Raw genomic sequence first — 17,200 nt, 5'->3', positions numbered from 1 at the left:
CCACCCCCCCCACTACCGATCGTTTGACCCCCCCCCATTGTCGCCCAAGACGCTTTGAGCGCGGGGATTGTGGCGGTCAAAAGGGGGGATTATCATGGCGCTTTTAGACTCTTTGCCAAATCTTGCGATCAGGGCAACCCGGCTGGATGTTTTGCAGTGGGTACGATGTATGAAAATGGCGTGGGGATCCAAACTGACATGGACAAAGCGCAACGCTACTATGAAATGGGCTGTAGCGGAGGGGATGCGAGCGCGTGCGCGAATTTGGCGCAAGTTTACGACTCGAAGAAACAAGCCACTTTGGACGACAAAGAAAAAGCCGCCCAACTCTATGCGGTGGGTTGTTCTGGAGGCGATGTACTCGCGTGCAACAACTTAGGCTGGATGTATGCCAATGGGGTGGGTGTGCCCAAAGATTACTTCAAAGCCCTAGACTACTATAAATACGCCTGCGAACATGGCAGCGATTTGGGGTGTTATAATTTGGGCTTGATGTCCAATGTGAAAAATATTTATGGGATTGATAAGGCGCGCTTGAGCAATGTGGATCTGAATTATTTGGCCTGTAATGCGGGGGATATTCAGGGCTGTGCGAATTTGGGTTGGATTTATGCGCATGGGGCTAAGGGCGTGCCGGTGAATAATTTCTTTGCAGCGAAGTACTTTGAGCGCGCCTGTCAGGGGGGGAATTTATCGGGTTGCAATAATTTGGGCGTGATGTACCAAAAGGGTTTGGGCGTGCCCCAAAATGATCAACGCGCTCTAGATCTCTTTTCTTATGTGTGCAATTATGGGTTGCAGTCTGGATGCGACAACTACGGCGTTTTTAAAGAAAAGCTCCTGCGCTCCAACCCCAATTACGGGCGTTTGTTCATGTCTTTGGGGCGTTAGCCCAAAATCTTAGGCACGATAAAAAACCCCTCTTGGGTGTTGGGAGCATGGCTTAAGATGTCTGGGGCGATGCTGGGCTGTGGGTGGGGAGTGTCGGCTCTTAAAGCAGTGGGGGGCTGTGCTAGGGGGGGGGTGTTGTCCAAATCTAGGCTATTGAGGGCATCCATGAAAACTAGAATCTCTTCTAAATGTTCTTGGAGTTGGGGTTCTTGGATCTCTAACATGGAGAGTTTGGCCAATCTCTCTAACAAGGCTTGATCGATGTGCATAAACATCCTTTTTAGGGCAATTTTAACATGTTTTAAGAGACAAAAAGAAAGGTTTGTATGCAATTTGTCTATCCTAGCACGCGTCCCCTAGATGTGCGTGCGCAAGAACGCTTTGTACTCAGTGCAGAACTTTTAATGGAGAACGCCGCGATGGCTCTCCAACAAGCCATCTATCAATATCCTCCCGCGCGCGTGCTGGTGGTGTGTGGGAGCGGGGATAATGGGGGCGATGGCTATGCCTTAGCGCGCCGCTTGCAAGGAAGCGCTTATGAGGTGTGTTGTTACGCGCACAAGCCCCCTAAAAGCGCGCTATGCCAAGTACAATTTGATCGGGCGTTGCGCGCGGGGGTTTTGCTATTAGAAGACATTGAGCCCTGTGGTATCGTGATGGATTGTCTATATGGCTCAGGCTTTAAGGGAGAATTGCGCGCGCCAGATCAAGCTCTCATAGCGCGCTTAAATGCGCTAGAGGGAGTCAAAATTGCTTGCGATGTGCCCAGCGGGTTGGATTCACAGGGGCGCATAAGCACTTTGGCGTTTAAGGCGGACAAAACCATTAGCATGGGCGCGCTCAAAGCCGCGCTCTTTAGCGATATGGCTAAGGATTTTGTAGGAGAGATTGTAGTAGAGGATTTGGGGGTGGGGCGCGGACTCTATGAAGAGCCTAGCGATCTTTTGATGTTAGAAGAGCAAGATTTGATCTTACCTGTGCGATCTAAGCACCATGTACACAAGGGGTATTTTGGGCATGTATGCGTGGGGGTGGGAGCACACAGCGGGGCGGGCTTGCTATGCGCTTTAGCGGCTCTGCGCTTTGGGGCGGGCTTGGTGAGCGTGCTAGGGGATTTAGAGTTAGCGCGCCTCAAACCCCTAGAGTTGATGTATGCGCGCGATGTCCCTCCCCAAGCCAACGCCTTTGCGCTGGGCATGGGCATGGGGGAGGTGTTACCTCCCTATGCGCAGGCGATGTTAGAACAGGGGGCGTGCGTGTTGGATGCGGACATGTTTTACACCCCCACCCTCAAAGAAATTTTAGAGCAATATCACCAGCTGGTACTCACCCCCCACCCTAAAGAATTTGTTGGGCTTTTGCGTGCGGTGGGCTTTGAAGTGGAGTTGCCTCAAGTGCTTCAATCGCGTTTAGAGTATTTGCACGCCTTTAGCCAAGCCTACCCCCACATTGTAGTCCTACTCAAGGGGGCTAATTCTTACATTGCCCACCATGGGCAAATTTACATCAATCCCTTAGGCGCGCCTTCTTTGGCTAAGGCGGGGAGTGGAGATGTGTTAGCGGGCATGGTAGCAAGCCTGCTCGCACAGGGTTATAGCCCCTTAGATGCAGCCTTGAATGCGAGTTTAGCCCACGCACTGATTGGGCGCGCGCATGTCCATTCTTACGCGCTCACGCCCTTGGATTTGATCGCACATCTTGGCAATATGGAGGTTTAAATGCACGCGCTCAGTACACAGGTCAATCCTTTACTCTTGCAAGACGATCCCCTCTTAGAAATGGAGCGTGTCGTGCTAGCGGCGATCTTGGAGAACAACCGCTATGAAGAGATGGCGTCCGTGCTCAAGCCTGTGGATTTTTTACACCCCGCGCATGGTTTGTTCTTTGAGCTATGCGCCCAGCTACACCAACAGAATTTGCCTATCCGTGCCAGCGCGATTTTCAAGCAACTCACTAAGGAGAAGGACAAAGAGAGTTTGTTGCAGGTGATGGCGAGCGCGCCCATTGCCTATTTAGAACCCTATGTAGAGGCGATCAAACAGGCTTCTACTAGACGCGCCTTGCTAAATATCTCTTTAGAAGTGCGTGAACAATGCCTTGCAGAACGCCCCACCCCACAAATTTTAGACATGCTTGAGCGTGAACTCTACGCGCTCTCCATGCAAAATGTGCGCGGGGGGTTTAAAAATATTAGAGAAGTTGTGCTCCACACCTTACATCTCATTGAAGAGGCTAAATTGCGGGGCAATAGCCAAATGTTGGGTTTGGATACGGGCTTTCACAAACTCAATGAATACACCGCAGGGTTTCAAAAGGGGGATTTGATCGTGGTGGGCGCGCGCCCCTCTATGGGTAAGACCAGTTTTGTACTCAATATCGCTTATACCACCCTCAAGCACCAACAGGGCGTGGCCTTTTTCAGCATGGAGATGGGCGCAGAGCAGTTGATGTTGCGCTTGCTAGCGCACACGGCCAATCTCCATTTGCACGACTTGAAAGTGGGGAAGTTAGACGACACCCAATGGGAGGAGTTGACCCGATGCGCCCAGCTCCTGCAGAGCATGCCCCTCTACATTGATGACACCAGTGTGCTCACCCTCGAGCATGTGCGTTCTAAATTGCGCCAGATCAAAACCCATCATCCTGATATCGGGGTCGCTATTTTGGATTATTTGCAATTGATGTCCAGCCACCAGAGTGAGCTCGCTCGCCATGCCCAAATCGCTGAGATTTCAAGAGGGCTCAAAGTTCTAGCGCGCGAGCTAGAAATTCCTATCATTGCTCTAAGCCAGCTCAACCGCTCGTTAGAAAGTCGTGAAGACAAGCGCCCCATTCTCTCCGATCTCAAAGAAAGCGGGGCGATCGAACAAGATGCCGATCAAGTGCTCTTTCTCTATCGCGATGAGGTCTATAAAAGGCGCGCCCAAAACGAACGATTGGCCAAATTGCGCAAAGAGGGCAAGGACGAAGAGGTAAAAAAATTAGAAGTGCAATTTAACACCCAACGAAAAGAGGAATTTCATCAAAATCAGGGGGTTGAAGACGCTGAGATCATCTTAGCCAAAAATCGCAATGGGGAGATTGGCACGATTAAGATCGCCTTCAACAAGCCTTATACGCGTTTTGAAGACCGCATAGAAACCTCCAACGAAGAGAAGAGTACACACTTAACCCTCCCTCCTCCACAAGACCCAATAGACATGCCCGATCCCAATATTCCCAAAAACTATCCTTTTTGACCTTTTCTCAAAAATCCCCCTTCCAACTTCCCTTACTCCAAAACGCGCGCGAATGGCTCATCGTGTTGGGGGTTTTGCTGTGTGTGGGGATCCTCTCTTTGTGCATGAAATACGCCCAATACCAGCATTTCAAGGCTAAAAAACCCATCAGTGTGTACGCCCAAGTGCGTTTGCAATACGCTAAAGTGGATTCTCAAGGGCGCGCGTACTTCGTTTTAAAATTGCAAGACCAGCATGGCAATGTCCTCTACACCACCAGCAAAGAAAAGATCAAAGACCTAAGCTATGCCTTTGTGCGTGCCTATGGCAAGATGTCTCCTTGCTCCTTTGTGAAATTCTTAAAAGCGTGTTATTTTCAAACTTTCTATCTCGCCCTAGAACCCACTAGGGATTATAAGGATTTCTTGCGCGCCCACCTCAACGCCCAACACACAGACTCGCGCATGGGCAATTTTTATAACACCCTCTTTTTAGCCGACCCCCTAGACAAGCCCACTAGAGAATTGAGTACAAAACTGGGCATTAGCCATATCATCGCCATTAGCGGGTTTCATCTGGGGATTTTAGGCGCGTTTTTCTACGCCCTGCTATTTTTATTCTATAGACCTCTCCAACAACGCCTTTTCCCCTACCGCAACGCCCATTACGATTTGAGCGCGGGGGTGTTTGTCCTGCTCTTTGGCTATCTAGTTTTACTAGACTTCCAGCCCTCTTTTTTGCGCGCCTTTGTGATGGCACTTATAGGCTTTGGACTCTACTACAACGCCTTGCAAGTACTCAATTTCTCCTTACTCTTGTTGGCTATATGTCTTTGTTGTGCCTTTTCTCCCGGACTGCTTGGACAGGTGGGCTTTTTGCTCTCGGTGTGTGGGGTGTTTTATATTTACCTCTTTCTCAAATACACCCCCAAAATGCCCGCCCCTCTCTACGCCCTGCTCTTGAATTTAATAGTTTTCTTGCACATGCTCCCCATCGTGCATGTGTTTTTTACCCCCTTTAGTCTCTACCAACTCACTAGTATCCCCTTGAGTTTTGTCTTTGTGATCTTCTTTCCGCTCAGTCTTTTTTTGCATGCGCTAGGGTGGGGGGGGTTTGCAGACCCCTATCTCTTGCAAGCCCTGGAGTGGCAAATCCCTAGCATTGATTACACCACCCCTCTTTGGGGGCTTGTACTCTATGCTAGCCTTTCGTTATGCGCCTTGCGCTATGTCTATGCCTACTGGGGTGTGCATGCCTTGAGTTTAGGGCTCTTTGGGATGCTAACATGGCGTTACTTACAAGTAGTTCATGGATTTTAGGTTATAATAGAGAATTTTAAAGGTTAGGCATGTGGGCTAGGATCAAGCTATTTAGCGAGCTTGTGGCGTTAGAACATACAATTTTTTCTAGCATGTTTATTTTGATTGCCATTGTAGTAGCCAGCGTGCAACGCTATGCTAGTCTTTGGTGTGGACCTAAACTCTTGTTGCTATGCCTTTTAGCCCTCTTGGGCGCGCGCAATTTTGCCATGGGTTTTAACCGCCTTGTGGATCGCAAATTTGACAAGGCTAACCCGCGTACGCAAAAACGCCCCAGTGTGGATGGGCGAATCCAAACTTGGGGCTTGGTGGGCTTTTGTGTGTTGAATGCCTTGCTCTTTGTAGGGGTGAGTTATGCGATCAATGATCTCGCCTTTGCGCTCTCTTTGCCTTTCTTGGTAATTTTGGGGGGGTATTCTTACATGAAGCGTTTTAGCGCGCTCGCCCATGCAATCTTGGGGGTGAGTTTGGGGCTTGCCCCCATTGCGGGCGTGGTGGCGATCTTAGCCCAAATCCCCCTTTGGAGTGTGTTTTTAGCTTTGGGAGTGGTCTTTTGGGTGGCTGGATTTGATTTGCTCTACTCCTTGCAGGATATGGAGTTTGACAGGCGTGTAGGCTTGCACTCTGTGCCCGCACAATTTGGCGCGCAAAAAACCCTAGAGTTCTCGCGTTTAGCCCATGTGTTGGCTGTGCTGTGTTGGGGGGGGTTTGTGTGGAGCGCGTCTTTAGGTTGGCTTGCCTTTAGCGGAGTGCTTGTTTCTGCGCTCATTTTGATCTACGAACAATTCTTAGTACATAGGGATTTTAAGAACATCCCCAAAGCCTTTTTTGTCTCCAATGGCTATTTAGGGGTGGTGTTTTTTCTCTTCATTTTGCTCGATTCTGGGGTGCGTCTGTATGCCTGATTTGCCCCTTGAACACTTTAGGCAACTCTGCCACGCCCATGGGCATTTCACGCGCTTAGTGCCCTGTGCGCTGTTAGTAGAATACGCCCCCTACACGCCCGATTTTGAAGCGGAGTACTTGCAATTAGAGCAAAGAGAAAGCGCGCGCGCATGGCAGACCTTCAGCCATGGCAAAGATCATGACGCGATGCTCTTTAAAGCCCTAAGCGATATTTATGAAAAGCTCACGCATTTAGAACAAGCCCTGCAAGCCCAACAACAGCCCCTCTTACCCCTAGAGTCTCAGGGGGTGCTGTGCGTGCTAGGGCATGGCGTGATGGGAGTGCAAATAGAGAGCTTCACCCCCCCTTGTGAATATTATCTGCGCTTTAAACTGGCGCAACCTTACCAAATTTTGGTCGCGATCGCGCGCGCCTTTGATCGCCGCATGTTGAGCGTTGTGCGCATGCACGCTAGCCACGTTAAAGAAATGGATAGTTATATCGCGGCTCAAGAATTAGCCAGTTTGAAAGGTTCAAAAACATGCAATTAGGATCGAATGAATTTACTTGGATTATCGCCGGTGTGGTGGCTCTTATCTTTCTGTGCCTGATCGCCTATAGCTACATTAAAGATAAAGAATTTGTCAGCAAAACCAAACAGCTAGAAAAAGCCCTAGACACGATCAATCAAGAGATTTACAAAATCCGCAAATGGATTCAAGAAAGCCAAATGCAAGCCGAATTTAACGCCTCTAGCATTGGGGCGAGTGTGAAAAACGAAGTCAATAACAATCTGAACGCGAGTTTGAGCAATTTGTACGCCCATCTTAAAGAGATTCAAGACTCGATTCAAAAAGAACGCGACTATTTAGAAGAAAAGATCATTGTGCTAGAAAACAAGTTTAAGGAGTTTGGGCATTTCACCCCAAGCAATGATGATATTGATGAAAAAAAGGTGATTCGCATGTACAAGGAGGGTTGGAGTGTGGACTCCATTGCCAAAGAATTGCGCACGGGTAAGGGCGAAATTGAATTTATTTTAAAACTCGCGGACATGCAATAATGGCGCTCTCTAACACCGCTTCAAGGCTTTTTGGCAAATTTGCCCATTGTACTTTCCCTACCCCAGTGCAGAGACTCATCAACAAGATTTATACCATGATTTTTAAAATTGATCTAAGCGACTTTGCCCCCCTGCAAACCTACCCCACTCTCAACGCCCTTTTTACTAGAGAGCTTAAAACCCCTCGCCCCCTAGATCAAACCCCCAACGCTCTCCTTTCTCCTTGTGATGGCGTGCTTAAGGAGTGTGGCCTAGTGCAAGAAGGGCAGGTTTTGCAGATCAAGGGGATGCCCTATTTGGTGGGGGCTCTGTTAGGATCGCCCTTAGAAGAATCTTATCGCTATTTTAATCTCTATCTCTCCCCTAAAGACTACCACCGCTTCCACGCCCCTTGCGATTTAGAGGTTTTAGAAACCCGCTATTTTTCTGGCTTGCTTTTTCCGGTCAATGAGAGCGCTTTGAAAAAACACCCCCATTTATTCGTCTGTAATGAACGGGTGGTGATCGTGGCTAAGGACCCTAGGGGCGCGCTGCTTTATTTTGTCGCCGTGGGCGCGCTCAATGTGGGGCAGATTGTGCTCAATTTTGATTCAACCCTCCACACCAATGTCTCCAGAAACCCCCCCCTAAGTATCAAACACTACGATCCGCCCATTGCTCTAGCTAAAGGGGCGGAGTTGGGGCGTTTTGAAATGGGCTCTACCATCGTGCTTTTTGTGCACGAATGCTCTATGCCCCCAGAAACCCTATGGCATCAAGCGCGTTACGGGGAGTTTTTGAGCACACTACACCCTATTGGAGCAAAAGATGCATGAATTGAGTCAAAGCATTAAAACCCTCTTAGAGGATTTAAACGCGTTGCTTGTGGCGCATTTTTATCAGAAAGATGAGATTGTGGCTTTAGCAGACATTGTGGGGGATAGTTTGGAGCTTGCCCGCCAAGCCAGCGCGCACCCTAAAAATTTGATCGTCTTTTGTGGGGTGGGTTTTATGGGCGAGAGTGTGAAGATCCTAGCCCCCCAAAAGGAGGTGATCATGCCCAAGCTCGCCTGCTGTTCGATGGCACGCATGATCGATTCGAGCTATTTTGATCGCTCTTTAGAGGTGCTCAAAGGCTATGGTCTGTGCGATCTCTTGCCCATTACTTATATCAACTCCAGCGCACAAGTGAAGGCAAAGGTGGGCGCGTTGGGGGGGCTGGTGTGTACCAGCGCGAACGCCTCTAAGATTTTTGCCCATGCCCGTAAAAACCAACAAAAAATTTTCTTTCTGCCCGATCGCTGTTTGGGGACAAACTTAGCCCGCCTGCATGGCTTAAAAAGCGCGACTTTGGGCATGGATGACAAAGAAGCCATCATACAAGCCGATGTGATCAATTACAATGGCTTTTGCGCCGTGCACCAGCTCTTCAAGCCTAGCGATGTGGAGTTTTTCAAAGAAAAATACCCCGGGATTTTGATCGTGGTGCATCCGGAGTGTGATCCTAGTGTGGTAGAATTAGCCGATTTTGTGGGCTCAACCAGCCAAATTATCAAATTTGTCAGAAGTCTCCCCCTAGAGCAAAAGGTGGCCGTGGGCACAGAATTTAACTTTATCCAACGCCTGCGCCCCTCCTATCAAGGCGAGCAAACCACCTTTGTACTCTCTAGTACTCTGCCTGAATGCCCGACCATGAATGAAACCACCTTGCAAGACCTCTTTGAAGTGCTCAAAGCCTATAAAAACCACCGCCCCTATAACCGCGTGCAAGTAGACCCCCAAGTGGGCGCGTTGGCTAAAGCAGCCCTAGATCGCATGATGGAGCTTTCATGAAAGACCCCGCTATTTTAGCCTTCTTGGAAGCGTGTTTGCAAGAGGACATTGGCGCGGGCGATCTCTTTGAGAGATTAGTAAGCCCCAAAGAGGTTAAGGCGGTGGTGATCGCCAAACAAGCGGGCGTGTTTTCTGGGCATTTATACGCAGATATGCTCTTAGAACACATGGGCATTAAGCGGGTTTGGCACACCCAAGATGGCGCGCCGCTCAAGCCTCAAGAGATTCTCTTAGAGATGTGTGGGGATTACGCCCTCTTGCTCAAAATTGAGCGGGTGCTTTTAAATCTCTTGCAACACTCTAGCGGGATCGCCACCCACACCGCGCGTTTTGTGGCGTTGCTAAAGGGCTTACCTGTGCGTCTTTTAGACACGCGCAAAACCCGCCCACTTTTAAGAGTGTTTGAAAAGTACTCGGTGCGCAATGGGGGCGCACAAAACCACCGCCTAGGGCTAGATGACGCGCTCATGCTCAAAGACACGCATTTAGCCCACATCGGTGATCTCAAGACATTCATGCAGCGCGCGCGCACACAAATCCCTTGGACGGCTAAAATTGAAATTGAATGCACTTCAATAGCGATGGCTAAGGAAGTGATGCAAGTGGGCGCAGACATTGTCATGTGCGACAACATGAGCGTGGAGGACATTAGCCAAGTGGTGGCTTATCGCAATGGGCATTACCCCTTGGTGTTGCTAGAGGCCAGCGGGAATATCACCCAAGAGAATATTTTAGAGTATGCTCAAAGCGGAGTGGATGCGCTCAGTAGTGGGTCGCTCATCCACCAAGCTGTGTGGGTGGACATGAGCATGAAACTTGGATCTTGAAGCGTATTTCTTAAAGATTCTGCGCGCAAGCGGGATCACACAGGGCGTTGGCGATGATGGGGTGTTCTTGCCCACTAGGGGGGGGGTGGTGTGCGCGTTGGATATTTTTGCCCAGGGGGTGCATTTTAAACCGGAGTGGCTGGGTTTTGAGCGGGTGGGTTATAAGGCGATGGTGATCAATGTCTCAGATATGATCGCCATGAACGCCACGCCTAAGTTTGCCCTACTAGGGGTGAGTTTGGATAGGCGCATGGACAGGCGCGCCATTTGCGATTTGGTCGCTGGAATCAAGCGGGCTTGTGAGGAATTTAAGCTAGTGGTGATCGGGGGGGATAGCGTTGTAGGGGATCGTCTGCACTTGAGCATCACCATGCTAGGCACAGCGCGCAAACTCTTAGAGCGCAAGGGCGCAAAAAGGGGGGATTATATCGCGCACACGGGCACGCTAGGGCAGAGTTACAAAGCCCTTTGTGCGTTGTTTAGGGGGGGTAAGCCCAGTCCAAAGAATAAATTTTTTACCCCGCGCTTAAAGCATGCACGCTTTATGGTTAAGGCGCGTAAATTCTTGCACGCCGGGCTAGATATTTCTGATGGAGTGCTTGCTGAATGCAACCGCTTATCTGAATGCAACCGCCTAGCTTTTAAGCTGTATAGGCCCTATGAGCGTGCTTTTAAAAGTGGAGAGGAGTATGAAATGCTCTTGTGTTTTGCTAGAAAAGATCGCCTCGCTCTTTTGAGATTGGCGCGCGCGCACCGCGTGCGTTTGCACATCATCGGGGAGGTGTGCCCGGGGCAATCCCATTACCCGGCTTTGGTGTGGCACAAGAGTTCGTAAAAATTGGGTTTGTGATCTTGGCTTTTTTAACTCTCCTACAGGCGCATCCTATGCCCTCAAAAAAGGGCATAGAACCCTGCAAGGAACAAAAAGAAACATACGCCGGGATTGGCGCAACCCTAGCTTCTATCCAGCACAGACCCGTAATTTCTGGGCTTTTAGAAGGGGAACCCGCACAAAAGGCGGGGCTTAAATTTGGAGACATAATCCTTAAGGTCAATGGGCAGGATACTTTGGGCTCAGATCTCTATGATGTCGCTGCGCGCATTAAGGGCAGACCTCAAAGCGTGGTTGTACTCACCATCAAGCGCGGTGGTCCACACGGACCTTACAGACTTTTAGTGATTAAAATAGCGCGCCAAATGGTTACACTGAGATTTTTAGGCAAAGAAAACAATAAAGCAAACCATAAATCATGTTATCGCGCACAGGTGTGGCATGGCGATTAAAGAGCATTGTAAAATCAAAGAGTTTTAGATAAAATGGCGAGATTTAGTCAGAAATTTAAGGGCAGTGATGAATAAGTTTTTTGCGGCGGGGGTGGTTTCGTCTGTATTGAGTGTCTTTTTAGTCGTGAACGCGCTAGAGGCTAGCCAACATGAAGCCGCTCCGCCCACCCTAAAAAAGAGCCACAAACCCACAACTCAAGAGCGCATCAACGCGCTCAAGAAGTTTTCTAGCGTGGTGGAGCAGATTGAGCGTTACTATGTGGATAAGGTGAGCATTAATGATATTGTGGATAAGGCCATTGATGGCTTGCTCAGTAATTTAGACGCGCATTCTTCTTACCTCACCCCCAAGAAGTTTAGGGATTTTAGAGCCCAAACTGAGGGCGAGTTTGGCGGGCTGGGGATCACTGTGGGGATTCGCGATGGCGCGCTCACCGTGATCGCCCCCCTAGATGACACCCCCGCCTTTAGAGCCGGGATCAAGGCTGGGGATGTGATCTTGAAGATCAACTCTGAGAGCACCTTGAACATGACCATTGATAACGCCGTGAACTTGATGCGGGGCAAACCCAAAACCCCCATTGAGCTCACCATTGTGCGCAAGTCTGAAAGCAAGCCTTTAGTGATCAAAATGTTGCGCGACATCATCAAGATCAAGTCCGTGCATGCTAAACGGATTGAGGGCACAGATTACCTCTATGTACGGGTAAATTCCTTTGATCGCAATGTGGTTAAGGGAGTGCTCACCGAGTTGAAGAAGGTGCCCAAATTAGAAGGCATTGTGTTGGATTTGCGCTCTAATCCGGGCGGGTTGCTCAACCAAGCCATCGATCTCTCCAATCTCTTTATCAAGCAGGGCTTGATTGTCTCCCAAAAAGGGCGTATCAAATCTGAGGACATTGCTTATCGCGCCACTGGGCGCGCCCCCTATCCTAATTTGCCCATCGCCGTGCTAGTCAATGGGGGCACGGCAAGCGCGAGCGAGATCGTCTCTGGGGCCTTGCAAGATCACAAGCGCGCCATTGTGATTGGAGAGGACACCTTTGGTAAGGGCAGTGTGCAGACCACTTTCCCAGTGGGCAGAGAAGAGGCCATTAAAATCACCATTGCGCGCTACTACTTGCCAAGCGGGCGCACCATCCAAGCCGTGGGGATCAAGCCTGACATTGTGATCCACCCAGGGAGTGTGCCCCAAGATGAGAGCAAGTTCAACCTCAAAGAGGCGGATTTAAAACACCACCTAGAACAAGAGCTCAAAGAGCTCGATCGCAAGAAAGACACTAAGGCGCTCTCCAATACGGCTAGCAAGGGAGAGAAGCCCATCACGCTCAAAGACATCAATGCCGATATTCAGCTCAAGGTCGCCATTGACACGCTCAAGGTGTGGGACATCATCATGGCCTCTAAAGAAATCAGCAAGTAGGGGGTTATGCGCGCGCTTCTAGGGTTTATGCTGTGTTGGCTCTCTTTGTTGCGCGCCGATGCACAGCCAGCCAAGAGCAAGGTGATCTACCTTAAGGTGCTCAACGCTCAAGAACTCAGCACCCAAAGGGTTTATGTGGGGCAGGTGTTGGCTGTGCAATACCAAATCCTCCTTTTTTCTCAAGCGAAGTTTTTAGGGGCGGAATTGGAGCGTGGCCCCAATGCTAAAGAACTCAAGCGACTCAATTTCACCCCACCATGGGAAGCTCAAGAGGATGGGAGTTTGCGCGCCACCTATTTATACAAGGTGATGGGCACGCATGCGGTGATCCCGGGCCTGAAGGCGAGCGCCTTTGTAGAAAGTGAGGGTTATTTGGATAGCGCGAGCGTGCCTAGTATCCCTTTGAGTGTCGTGGATTTGGCCGCACACCCGGGTTATGTGGGGGTGGTTGCGCAGAACTTTAATATCGTGGGTTACAAGGCCAAAGAATACGACAGCACGCACAATATCGTGGTCTTTGAAATAGAGGCCAAGGGGGCTAATTTAGAGGACTTGAAAATCACCGGGGGCATGAAACAGGGCTTTGAGAGCGCGCATTTCGCTCCTAATAGCGCGCATGGGATTTACTATTGCATTGTGCCCAAGAGTTGGCGCGAACTCTCTTTTAACTATTTCTCTTTGCAGAATGGGCAATTTCAAGAAGTGCATTTTGCGATCACCCCTATGGAGGAGACGGTGAGCACGCAGAGCAATCTCAAGCCCAAGAATAATTTTTTGCTCTTCTCTAACTTTGTCCTGCTTTTCTTCATTTTGCTCGCGCTGGTGTTGTCCTTTTTGACCCCCTATAAAAAGAGCGCGCTGGGGGTGGCTGTGGTGTTGGTGGGGGTTTTGCTCTGGAATGTGTTTTTCACCTACCGGAGCGCGATCTTATTGGCCAACCGCGCCATTAAAATTTTGCCCACAGAAAACTCTACTCTACTAGACACACCCAAACAGGCTTTAAAGGTGGAGATCATCGGCGCGCATGGGGGGTATTACAAGATCATGACTGTAGATGAAAAGATCGGTTGGGTGAAAAAAAGCGATGTGGAGTAGATTAAGAGGGATTTATGCCCTATTGGTGGTGGGCTTAGGACTAGGCTTTATTATTTTGATGAATTTCTTGACGCGCAAGCGCCATAATTCTAGGGCAACGCGCAAGTGGTGTCGCTCTTTCTTTTGGCTGATGGGCACGCCCTTAGAGAAAGTGGGGGAGTTTGACACAAGCGCGACCCTGATCGTGCTCAACCACCAAAGCATCATTGACATCGTCTGTTTAGAAGCCTACCACCCTTGCAATATTTGTTGGATTGCTAAAAAAGAGTTGGGGGAGATTCCCTATTATGGCTACGCGCTCAAAACACCAGAAATGATTTTAATCGATCGCGAGGATAAAAGAGGGCTTGCCCATCTCTTGAAAATGGCCAAAGAGAAGCTAGAGCAACAACGCCCCCTAGTGATCTTTCCAGAGGGCACAAGGGGGCGCGGAGAGGAGAAATTTTTGCCCTTCAAGCCGGGGGCCAAAATTTTAGCCGAACGCTTCAAGCTCAAGATTCAGCCCATTGTGCTCATCAACACCCGCCAAATTTTGAGCACAAAACCCCTAGAGTCCCACCGCGCACGCATGCGCATGGCGCTTTTAGAAGCTTATGAACCGGATTTTAGCACGGATTGGTATGCAGATTTAGAGGCGCGCATGCACAACGCCTATCTGCAACATTATCAAGAATTGCGCAAAGAGGCTTGAGTTTTAGACAAAATCACGCTATAATTGCGCTTTTGGGGTGTTAGCTCAGTTGGGAGAGCGCAACGCTGGCAGCGTTGAGGTCAGGGGTTCGAACCCCCTACGCTCCACCATCCCCATCGATCTATCTCCGTAAACCAGCGATTTATCAATAGGGTTTCTATCAAATGGGGCGATCTGTGTGTTATGATCGCTAAATTAAACGGTTTAGTTTTAAAAGATGTGCTAAAATGGCGACCGTCTTGACAGGCGGGGCTTTTGCTTTCGTTGACGCTTGCAGGGGAGACTTCGGTCTTGTGGGTTTTGCAGGGTTTAGGCTTGTAGGAGTAGCTGTATGATCATTAAGGACTATTTATGATCATTAAGGAGGGTTCATACCATGAGCTTCAAAACTAAGATTTCTCTCACCTTTGCGGCTTTGTTGTTGGTGAGTTTTGCCACCATTGCCGGTATTCTTAGCTACAGACTTTATTTTAGGATGGCAGCGTCCGCCCAGCAAGACCTACAAGAGGCTGTAGAAATGCTCTCTTACTCCTTGAAGGGTTGGGACGATTCGATCAAAAACGCCTTACTCAAAACCGCCGCACAACTAGAGAAAATGGACTTGCGCGACACTAAAACAGTCCAAGAGCTCCTTAGCCATGTGCAATATGGCATGGATTCTACAGACATCCACATCGGGTTTGAAGATGGGAGTATCATCAAGCTCGTGGGGAAAATCCCCGATAATTACGATCCGCGCGTGCGCGACTGGTACAAAGACGCTAAGGCTAGTTCCAAACTCACGGTGAGCCACCCCTATGTGGATCTCTTCACCAAACACCTTGTGGTCTCTTATAGCATCGCGCTTTACCAAAAGGGGGTATTTAAAGGGGTCTTGGGTTCTGACATCCCCTTGACCTATGTAGAGGATGCGGCCAAAGAACACTCCACCGATCAAAAGCGCATTTATTTCTTGGATCAGCAAAGCTTTATTTTGGGCGCTGGGCCTTTAGAACAGGGCAAGCGTTTCTTAGAAATTTTCCCCGAGAAAAAGGGCATTTTCCAGCAAATGTTGGCTAACAACAGCGGCTTGATTGAAAGCGGCGTAGATGGTGTGGATAAATACTATGCTTACACCACCGTGCCCGGGTTCACTTGGAAGATCTTGGCCGTGTGTGATAAGGAATTTGCGCTCAGGGACTTGAGCATTATCCAGCATACGATTCTGCTTGTCTCCATCATATCCTTAGTGCTTTGCTTGGGCCTATTCTTTGTGATTGTGCATATCCTCTTCAAACCCCTCATCACTCTCACGCGCTTGATCCAAGCCTTGTTGGCTAAAGAAGGCGATTTGACCGAGAGAGTTGCCGTCAAGGGCAAGGATGAGATCGCAGCCATCTCTAGGAGTATCAACGCTTTTCTAGAAAAAACCCACAGCGTCATTTCCACCATCAAGAACAATAGCGCGCAAAACACCCAGATCGCGCGCACCTTGCAGGACAGTTCCGCCACAGTCTCTAACAACGCCAAAGAAGAGCAACAACGCATCCAAGTCGTGGTGCGCGATGGAGAAAGCGTGGTGGCCAATATCTTGAGCGGGGCGGACAACGCTGTCGCTAATAGGGACAATTTAGTCCATACCAGCCACACCTTAGGGGAGGTGCGCAGCCAAATTGAAGCCTTTAGCAAGAACTTGAGCAATAACGCGCACTTGGGCGTGGAATACTCCAACAAATTAGAACGCGCCTCCCATGACACCCAAGAGATCAAAAAAGTATTGACGATCATCGCAGACATCGCCGATCAAACCAATTTGTTAGCCCTCAATGCCGCCATAGAGGCTGCGCGCGCGGGCGAACATGGCAGAGGCTTTGCGGTGGTGGCCGATGAAGTGCGCAAACTGGCTGAAAAAACACAATCTAGCTTGAATGAAATCGATTCCACCATCACAGGCGTGGTACAAAGTGTGAATGACATCAGCAAGGATTTACACAGCAACGCTCAAGAGATCGTCAAGGTTTCACAAGCTGCTCATAATTTGCAAGAGGTGGTAGATAATAATGTCCAAGGGCTTCAAAACATCATCAACACCACGATTCAAGACGCGCAGGCTTTTAAAGAAATCGCCCAGCTGGCTAAAGACATCATGGGAGAGATTCAAAAGATCGGGACATTGAGCACTTCTAATCAAGAGAGTGTGCAAGCGGTCGCGCAGGCGAGCGTCTCTTTGAGCAAAACCGCCGATGTCTTTGACTATGAACTCAATAAGTTTAAGGTGTGAAGTGTTTCTATGCTATAATGCGCCTTTTATGAAGGAGTTTGGCGTGAAGCAGCAGCATTTATGGGGGGCTTTGGCTCTGTGTGTCCTATTGAGCGCGTGCAGTGTGTATCAAGGTACGGATGTCCCCTCTGAGGTCAAGGAAAAAGCCGAGATCAAAAGACTCAAGGCGGAGGAAAAAGCAGAGGAGAAAGCGCAAAAAAAGCACCACAAGCAGAACAAAGAAGCGCGGGCCAACCAAGAGGTACAAAAACCCCAAACCCCTCAAGAATCTGAGTCTAAACAGGCGGATCAACTCAAGCAAGAGCTTGCCCCTCTGCAAGCCACCTTGCAACAACTCAGTACGCTTGTGGAGGCAAACGCTAAGAAAATGCAGGACCTAGACAAACAGCTCGCCCAGCAGCACACCCCCCCCAAACCCGCCCCCCAAGAGC

At 49.4% G+C, this 17,200-nt stretch carries 17 protein-coding genes, 1 tRNA gene and 1 pseudogene; 18 read left to right on the top strand and 1 reads right to left on the bottom strand.

Annotation, left to right across the window (positions count from 1 at the left end):
• Positions 1-891: pseudogene (locus EAO38_RS07385) on the top strand (tetratricopeptide repeat protein); the annotation flags it as partial.
• Here the strand turns inward: EAO38_RS07385 and gatC are convergent.
• Positions 888-1,160, bottom strand: a complete 273-nt coding sequence (gene gatC / locus EAO38_RS07380) for an Asp-tRNA(Asn)/Glu-tRNA(Gln) amidotransferase subunit GatC (RefSeq protein WP_121022528.1) — start codon at positions 1,158-1,160, stop codon at positions 888-890. The pseudogene EAO38_RS07385 and the gene gatC sit on opposite strands and share 4 nt — an antisense overlap.
• A 57-nt stretch (positions 1,161-1,217) precedes the next feature.
• On the opposite strand from gatC, the gene EAO38_RS07375 reads away from it, so the two are divergent.
• The 17 genes from EAO38_RS07375 to EAO38_RS07295 all read left to right on the top strand — a co-directional run.
• Positions 1,218-2,609, top strand: coding sequence for an NAD(P)H-hydrate dehydratase (locus tag EAO38_RS07375; RefSeq protein WP_121022526.1), 1,392 nt, complete (start codon positions 1,218-1,220; stop codon positions 2,607-2,609).
• On the top strand, positions 2,610-4,130 hold the full coding sequence (gene dnaB, locus EAO38_RS07370; RefSeq protein WP_121022524.1) for a replicative DNA helicase: 1,521 nt from the start codon (positions 2,610-2,612) through the stop codon (positions 4,128-4,130). It begins immediately after the preceding gene.
• Entirely contained in the window at positions 4,127-5,428 is a 1,302-nt protein-coding gene (locus EAO38_RS07365; protein WP_205588378.1) for a ComEC/Rec2 family competence protein, read from the top strand. The genes dnaB and EAO38_RS07365 overlap by 4 nt, the downstream gene beginning before the upstream one ends.
• 29 nt (positions 5,429-5,457) lie before the next feature.
• Positions 5,458-6,333 carry a menaquinone biosynthesis prenyltransferase MqnP gene (gene mqnP, locus EAO38_RS07360; protein WP_121022522.1) on the top strand — a complete coding sequence of 292 codons (876 nt, stop codon included), beginning with the start codon at positions 5,458-5,460 and terminating at the stop codon, positions 6,331-6,333.
• Positions 6,326-6,865: a hypothetical protein gene (locus EAO38_RS07355; protein ID WP_121022520.1), complete on the top strand. Its 540-nt coding sequence runs from the start codon at positions 6,326-6,328 to the stop codon at positions 6,863-6,865. The genes mqnP and EAO38_RS07355 overlap by 8 nt, the downstream gene beginning before the upstream one ends.
• Complete coding sequence (locus tag EAO38_RS07350) at positions 6,856-7,377, top strand: DUF6115 domain-containing protein (RefSeq protein ID WP_104752219.1); 522 nt, start codon at positions 6,856-6,858, stop codon at positions 7,375-7,377. The genes EAO38_RS07355 and EAO38_RS07350 overlap by 10 nt, the downstream gene beginning before the upstream one ends.
• Entirely contained in the window at positions 7,374-8,192 is an 819-nt protein-coding gene (locus EAO38_RS07345; RefSeq protein WP_407927434.1) for a phosphatidylserine decarboxylase, read from the top strand. Before EAO38_RS07350 ends, EAO38_RS07345 begins: the two co-directional genes overlap by 4 nt.
• Positions 8,185-9,189: a quinolinate synthase NadA gene (nadA, locus tag EAO38_RS07340; RefSeq protein WP_104751673.1), complete on the top strand. Its 1,005-nt coding sequence runs from the start codon at positions 8,185-8,187 to the stop codon at positions 9,187-9,189. The genes EAO38_RS07345 and nadA overlap by 8 nt, the downstream gene beginning before the upstream one ends.
• A complete protein-coding gene (gene nadC / locus EAO38_RS07335) occupies positions 9,186-10,016 on the top strand; it encodes a carboxylating nicotinate-nucleotide diphosphorylase (RefSeq protein WP_121022516.1) in 831 nt (276 codons plus the stop codon). The genes nadA and nadC overlap by 4 nt, the downstream gene beginning before the upstream one ends.
• The gene (locus EAO38_RS07330; RefSeq protein ID WP_121022514.1) at positions 10,006-10,851 is read left to right on the top strand and encodes a thiamine-phosphate kinase; all 846 of its coding nucleotides are present in this window, start codon (positions 10,006-10,008) and stop codon (positions 10,849-10,851) included. The genes nadC and EAO38_RS07330 overlap by 11 nt, the downstream gene beginning before the upstream one ends.
• A complete protein-coding gene (locus EAO38_RS07325; RefSeq protein WP_235852565.1) occupies positions 10,800-11,300 on the top strand; it encodes a PDZ domain-containing protein in 501 nt (166 codons plus the stop codon). Before EAO38_RS07330 ends, EAO38_RS07325 begins: the two co-directional genes overlap by 52 nt.
• A gap of 67 nt (positions 11,301-11,367) precedes the next feature.
• Positions 11,368-12,723, top strand: a complete 1,356-nt coding sequence (locus EAO38_RS07320; protein WP_121022510.1) for a S41 family peptidase — start codon at positions 11,368-11,370, stop codon at positions 12,721-12,723.
• A 6-nt stretch (positions 12,724-12,729) separates the two neighbouring features.
• A complete protein-coding gene (locus EAO38_RS07315) occupies positions 12,730-13,818 on the top strand; it encodes an SH3 domain-containing protein (protein ID WP_235852564.1) in 1,089 nt (362 codons plus the stop codon).
• Positions 13,808-14,509: a 1-acylglycerol-3-phosphate O-acyltransferase gene (locus EAO38_RS07310; protein WP_121022508.1), complete on the top strand. Its 702-nt coding sequence runs from the start codon at positions 13,808-13,810 to the stop codon at positions 14,507-14,509. Before EAO38_RS07315 ends, EAO38_RS07310 begins: the two co-directional genes overlap by 11 nt.
• A 34-nt stretch (positions 14,510-14,543) precedes the next feature.
• A tRNA-Ala gene (locus EAO38_RS07305) sits at positions 14,544-14,619 on the top strand.
• A 266-nt stretch (positions 14,620-14,885) separates the two neighbouring features.
• Positions 14,886-16,769: a methyl-accepting chemotaxis protein gene (locus EAO38_RS07300; protein WP_121022507.1), complete on the top strand. Its 1,884-nt coding sequence runs from the start codon at positions 14,886-14,888 to the stop codon at positions 16,767-16,769.
• Positions 16,770-16,812: 43 nt separating this feature from the next.
• A partial coding sequence (locus tag EAO38_RS07295) for a hypothetical protein (RefSeq protein WP_205588377.1) occupies positions 16,813-17,200 on the top strand: 388 nt, incomplete at its 3' end.

It is taken from the genome of Helicobacter vulpis, assembly GCF_003660395.1.
Lineage (GTDB): Bacteria > Campylobacterota > Campylobacteria > Campylobacterales > Helicobacteraceae > Helicobacter > Helicobacter vulpis.
The sequence above is the reverse complement of the archived record's forward strand: the minus strand, read 5'-3'. Positions and strand labels throughout refer to the sequence as shown.

Excerpts from the sequence above, each read along its gene's own strand:
- gatC (WP_121022528.1), bottom strand. The coding sequence starts at position 1,160 with ATGCACATCGATCAAGCCTTGTTAGAGAGATTGGCCAAACTCTCCATG.
- EAO38_RS07375 (WP_121022526.1), top strand. The coding sequence starts at position 1,218 with ATGCAATTTGTCTATCCTAGCACGCGTCCCCTAGATGTGCGTGCGCAA.
- dnaB (WP_121022524.1), top strand. The coding sequence starts at position 2,610 with ATGCACGCGCTCAGTACACAGGTCAATCCTTTACTCTTGCAAGACGAT.
- mqnP (WP_121022522.1), top strand. The coding sequence starts at position 5,458 with ATGTGGGCTAGGATCAAGCTATTTAGCGAGCTTGTGGCGTTAGAACAT.
- EAO38_RS07355 (WP_121022520.1), top strand. The coding sequence starts at position 6,326 with ATGCCTGATTTGCCCCTTGAACACTTTAGGCAACTCTGCCACGCCCAT.
- EAO38_RS07350 (WP_104752219.1), top strand. The coding sequence starts at position 6,856 with ATGCAATTAGGATCGAATGAATTTACTTGGATTATCGCCGGTGTGGTG.
- nadA (WP_104751673.1), top strand. The coding sequence starts at position 8,185 with ATGCATGAATTGAGTCAAAGCATTAAAACCCTCTTAGAGGATTTAAAC.
- nadC (WP_121022516.1), top strand. The coding sequence starts at position 9,186 with ATGAAAGACCCCGCTATTTTAGCCTTCTTGGAAGCGTGTTTGCAAGAG.
- EAO38_RS07320 (WP_121022510.1), top strand. The coding sequence starts at position 11,368 with ATGAATAAGTTTTTTGCGGCGGGGGTGGTTTCGTCTGTATTGAGTGTC.
- EAO38_RS07315 (WP_235852564.1), top strand. The coding sequence starts at position 12,730 with ATGCGCGCGCTTCTAGGGTTTATGCTGTGTTGGCTCTCTTTGTTGCGC.
- EAO38_RS07310 (WP_121022508.1), top strand. The coding sequence starts at position 13,808 with ATGTGGAGTAGATTAAGAGGGATTTATGCCCTATTGGTGGTGGGCTTA.
- EAO38_RS07300 (WP_121022507.1), top strand. The coding sequence starts at position 14,886 with ATGAGCTTCAAAACTAAGATTTCTCTCACCTTTGCGGCTTTGTTGTTG.